The 4,235-nt window shown below is 69.6% G+C and carries 5 protein-coding genes and 1 pseudogene; 4 read left to right on the top strand and 2 right to left on the bottom strand.

The features are described from left to right. Window positions 1–222, top strand: a pseudogene (locus KDJ86_RS13335) (DNA polymerase III subunit epsilon); the annotation flags it as partial. Window positions 223–390: 168 nt separating this feature from the next. Here the strand turns inward: KDJ86_RS13335 and hrcA are convergent. After that, window positions 391–1,500 carry a heat-inducible transcriptional repressor HrcA gene (gene hrcA, locus KDJ86_RS13330; RefSeq protein WP_291746610.1) on the bottom strand — a complete coding sequence of 370 codons (1,110 nt, stop codon included), beginning with the start codon at window positions 1,498–1,500 and terminating at the stop codon, window positions 391–393. Between the two features lie 95 nt (window positions 1,501–1,595). Between hrcA and rph the strand changes: the two genes are divergently transcribed. Genes rph through hemW form a run of 3 tightly spaced genes read left to right on the top strand, consistent with a single transcriptional unit; the run spans window position 1,596 to window position 4,112 of the window. Next, complete coding sequence (gene rph, locus KDJ86_RS13325; protein WP_291746607.1) at window positions 1,596–2,333, top strand: ribonuclease PH; 738 nt, start codon at window positions 1,596–1,598, stop codon at window positions 2,331–2,333. Window positions 2,334–2,343: 10 nt separating this feature from the next. Continuing rightward, window positions 2,344–2,961, top strand: a complete 618-nt coding sequence (rdgB, locus tag KDJ86_RS13320; protein ID WP_291746605.1) for an RdgB/HAM1 family non-canonical purine NTP pyrophosphatase — start codon at window positions 2,344–2,346, stop codon at window positions 2,959–2,961. Next, window positions 2,958–4,112 (top strand): radical SAM family heme chaperone HemW, encoded by a 1,155-nt coding sequence (gene hemW, locus KDJ86_RS13315; RefSeq protein ID WP_291746601.1) that lies wholly within the window; start codon window positions 2,958–2,960, stop codon window positions 4,110–4,112. Before rdgB ends, hemW begins: the two co-directional genes overlap by 4 nt. A gap of 13 nt (window positions 4,113–4,125) precedes the next feature. Here the strand turns inward: hemW and KDJ86_RS20615 are convergent, their stop codons facing one another. Continuing rightward, window positions 4,126–4,218 carry an integrase core domain-containing protein gene (locus KDJ86_RS20615; protein WP_367116808.1) on the bottom strand — a complete coding sequence of 31 codons (93 nt, stop codon included), beginning with the start codon at window positions 4,216–4,218 and terminating at the stop codon, window positions 4,126–4,128. Between the last annotated feature and the right edge of the window lie 17 nt (window positions 4,219–4,235).

Below are 4,235 nucleotides of genomic sequence, written 5' to 3'. Positions count from 1 at the left end.
GCCGAGGTCTATGTCGAGCTGATCGGCGGCCGCCAGGCGAGCCTGATCCTCGCCGACGAGCGGGCCGGGGCGGCGCGGCAGGCCCATGCCGGCGCGGCCGCCGCGGCGCCGCGGCCCGAGCCGCGCCTCTTCCGGGTGACCGGGGCGGAGATCGCCGCCCATCGCCAGCGGCTCGACATCCTTGGCGACAAGGCGATCTGGCTGACCTACCTCGGCGCCTGAGATGTGACCCGGGGGCGTTGCGTCCTTCGAGGCCCGTCCGCTCCGCGGAGCACCCCCGGTCGGCGTCAACCGCTGCCGCATAGACTGGCCGAGCTGCCGGTTGAGGCCCTCCCACAAGGGGAGGGCTGGGTGCGTAGCCGGCCCTGGGTTGCCGGGCAGCAGCGACGGTCAGCGCAGGAGGCGGCTGACGAGCTGGGCGGTATAGTCGACCATCGGCACGATGCGGGCATAGTTCAGCCGGGTCGGGCCGATGACGCCGAGCACGCCGACGACGCGCTGCTCGGTGTCGCGATAGGGCGAGACCACCAGCGACGATCCCGACAGCGAGAAGAGCTGGTTCTCCGAGCCGATGAAGATACGGACGCCGTCGCCGGCCTCGGCGAGGCCGAGCAGGCGGATCAGCTCGCGCTGGGTCTCGAGGTCGTCGAAGAGGTGGCGGATGCGTTCGAGGTCCTCGGCCGCGCTGACGTCCTCGATCAGGTTGGCGCGGCCGCGCACGATCAGCGTCGAGGGGTGGCCGGAGCCGACCTCGCCCCAGGTCGCGAGCCCGGCATCGACCAGCTTGCCGGTCAGCTCGTCGAGCTCGGCCCTGGCTTCCGCCGCGCGCCGCTCGAGCTCGGTCTTGGCCTCGGAAAGGGTGCGGCCGCGCAGCCGGGTATTGAGGTAGTTGCCGGCCTCGATCAGCGCCGAGGGTGTGGTGTCGGGATCGAGGTCGATCAGCCGGTTCTCGACCGAGCCGTCCTCGCCGACCAGCACGACCAGTGCCCGGGCCGGCTCGATGCGGACGAATTCGACATGCTTCAGCCTGATGTCGGTCTTGCCGGAAAGCACCACCCCGGCGCCCCGCGACAGGCCCGACAGCGCCTGGCTCGCCTCGTTGAGCAGGCTCTCCATGGTCCGGCCCGGCTCGTTGGCGCGCATCTGGGCCTCGATGCTGCGGCGCTCGTCGACCGACAGGTCGCCGATCTCGAGCAGGGCATCGACGAAGAAGCGGAGGCCGTATTCGGTCGGCAGCCGTCCGGCCGAGGTATGCGGCGCGTAGATCAGGCCGAGCTGCTCGAGGTCGGCCATGACGTTGCGCACCGAGGCCGGCGACAGCGACATCGGCAGGAGGCGGCTGATATTGCGCGATCCGACCGGCTCGCCGGTATCGAGGTAGGATTCGACGATGCTGCGGAAGATGTCGCGCGAACGCCGGTCGAGGCCCTGCAGGGCGGAGCCCTGCGAATCGCCGGCACCGGCGCCGATCTGGAAGCCCGACGGTGGCTGACTGGTCATCGCTTACGTCCCGTGTCCATGGCTATTAAGTGTCGGTTTTCACCAAGGTTTCAAGCGGGCTTTGCCTTGGTGCGACCTGGCGGCTAAGAAGCGATATGGAAAATGCTGTCGAAACCGGCCTCAGGCCTTCGAAACGCGCTCCGGCCGACATGCGCCCGGTGCGCCTGGAGCGCGGCGTCTCGAAACATGCCGAGGGCTCGTGCCTGGTGCGATTCGGCGACACCCACGTGCTGTGCACCGCCAGCCTCGATTCCGGCGTGCCGCCCTGGCTGCGCGGCAACGGCCGGGGCTGGGTGACCGCCGAATACGGCATGCTGCCGCGCGCCACCAGCGAGCGGATGCGCCGCGAATCGGCCGCCGGCAAGCAATCGGGCCGCACCCAGGAGATCCAGCGGCTGATCGGCCGGTCGCTTCGCGCCGTGGTCGACCTCAAGGCGCTCGGCGAGCGCCAGATCGTCGTCGATTGCGACGTCATCCAGGCCGATGGCGGCACCCGCACCGCGGCGATCACCGGCGGCTGGGTGGCGCTGCGCGACTGTATCGAATGGATGCTGGCGCGGCAGGTCCTCCAGAAGTCGCCGCTCGTCGACCATGTCGCCGCGATTTCGGCCGGAATCTACAAGGAGACCCCGGTGCTCGACCTCGACTATGTCGAGGACAGCGCCGCCGAGACCGACGCCAATTTCGTGATGACCGGCTCCGGCGGAATCGTCGAGATCCAGGGGACCGCCGAGGGTGCCCCGTTCAGCGAGGCCGAGTTCGGCGAGCTGATGGGCCTCGCCCGCGCCGGCATCGCCCAGCTCGTCGAGCTGCAGAAACTCGCCATTTCCTGACGGACGCGACATGGCCCCGGCCTTCAAGCGCGGCGACAGACTGGTGGTGGCGAGCCACAATGCCCACAAGCTGGTCGAGATCGGCGAGATGGTCGCGCCCTTCGGCCTGTCCGTCGTCTCGGCCGGCGAGCTCGGCATCCCGGAGCCGGAGGAAACCGGCACGACCTTCGCGGAAAACGCGGAAATCAAGGCGCTTGCCGTCGCAAAGGCGGCAAACCTGCCGGCCCTCGCCGACGATTCGGGGCTGGTCGTCGAGGCGCTCGGCGGCGCGCCCGGCATCTATTCGGCCCGCTGGGCCGGACCCGGCAAGGATTTCGCCATGGCGATGAAGAAGGTCGCCGACCGTCTCGACGCCCTCGGCGCCAGCCGACCGGAACACCGCCGGGCAGCCTTCGTCGCGGTTCTCTGCCTGGCATTCCCGGACGGAGCGACGAGAAACTTTGCCGGCGAAGTAACCGGCCATCTCGTCTATCCGCCGCGCGGCGAGAACGGCTTCGGCTATGATCCGATGTTCGTGCCGGACGGCCATGAGGAGACCTTCGGCGAGCTGCCGCCGGAGACCAAGGCGGGATTCTCGCACCGCGCCCGCGCCTTTGCCCGTTTCGCGGAGGAGATGCTGGTCCGATGAGCGGCGGCGATCCCGGCTTCGGCGTCTATATCCATTGGCCCTTCTGCGCCGCCAAGTGCCCCTATTGCGACTTCAACTCGCATGTCCGGCACGATCCGCCCGACCAGGCGCGCTTCGCCCGCGCCTTCGCCCGCGAGATCGCCGCGACCGCCGACCGGATGCCGGGACGGACGGTGTCGAGCATCTTCCTCGGCGGCGGCACGCCGTCGCTGATGGAGCCGGCGACGGTCGGCGCCATCCTCGACGCGGTGGCGCTGAACTGGACGGTGGCGGCCAAGACCGAAGTGACGCTGGAGGCCAATCCGTCGAGCGTCGAGGCGGAGCGCTTCAAGGGCTACCGGCTCGCCGGCGTCAACCGGGTGTCGCTGGGCGTCCAGGCGCTGAACGACGCGGACCTGCGCTTTCTCGGCCGCCTCCATGACGTCGCCGAGGCGCGCGCCGCGATCGAGATCGCGCGAAAGACCTTCCCGCGCATCTCCTTCGACCTGATCTATGCCCGGCCCGGCCAGACGCCCGCCGCCTGGAGCCGGGAGCTCGGCGAGGCGTTGAAGCTTGCCGCCGATCACCTGTCGCTCTACCAGCTCACCATCGAGGACGACACGCCTTTCGCCCGGCTCCACCAGGCCGGCAAGCTGCAGGTGCCGGACGAGGACACCGCGGCCGACCTCTACACGGTGACGCGGGACGTCGCCGCGGCCGATGGTTTGCCGGCTTACGAAATCTCCAACCACGCCCGGCCCGGCGCCGAATGCCGGCACAACCTGGTCTATTGGCGCTATGGCGAATATGCCGGGATCGGCCCCGGCGCGCACGGCCGGCTCAGGCTGCCGGACGGGCGGCATGCCACCGAGGCGGAGCGCAACCCCGAAGCCTGGCTCGGCCGGGTCGAGCGCTATGGTGACGGACTGATCGTCGACGAGCTGCTGACCCGCGAGGAGGAAGGCGACGAGATGCTGCTGATGGGGCTTCGCCTCGCCGAAGGCATCGACATCGGCCGCTACCAGCGGATCTCGGGCCGCGAGCTCGATCCCGAGCAGCTTGCCGATCTCGTCGCCCATGGCATGGTCGAGCGGACGGTGGACGGGCGCGTGCGCGCGACCCGTGCCGGATCCTTCGTCCTCGACGCGGTGGTGGCCGATCTGGCTGCCTAGGTGTGGTTTCTGATCAGGTTGTTCCGTCGAGGGCCTGAGCTGGTGTTCGTTTGGCGAGGCTAGCATGAGGTCGCTGGTGGTTGTACCAGGCGAGCCAGCGCGGCAGGTCGGCGACGCGGTGTT

It is taken from the genome of Bauldia sp. (assembly GCF_020442045.1).
GTDB lineage: Bacteria > Pseudomonadota > Alphaproteobacteria > Rhizobiales > Kaistiaceae > Bauldia.
Note: the sequence above shows the minus strand (reverse complement) of the source record. Positions and strands in the feature narration are given on the sequence as shown.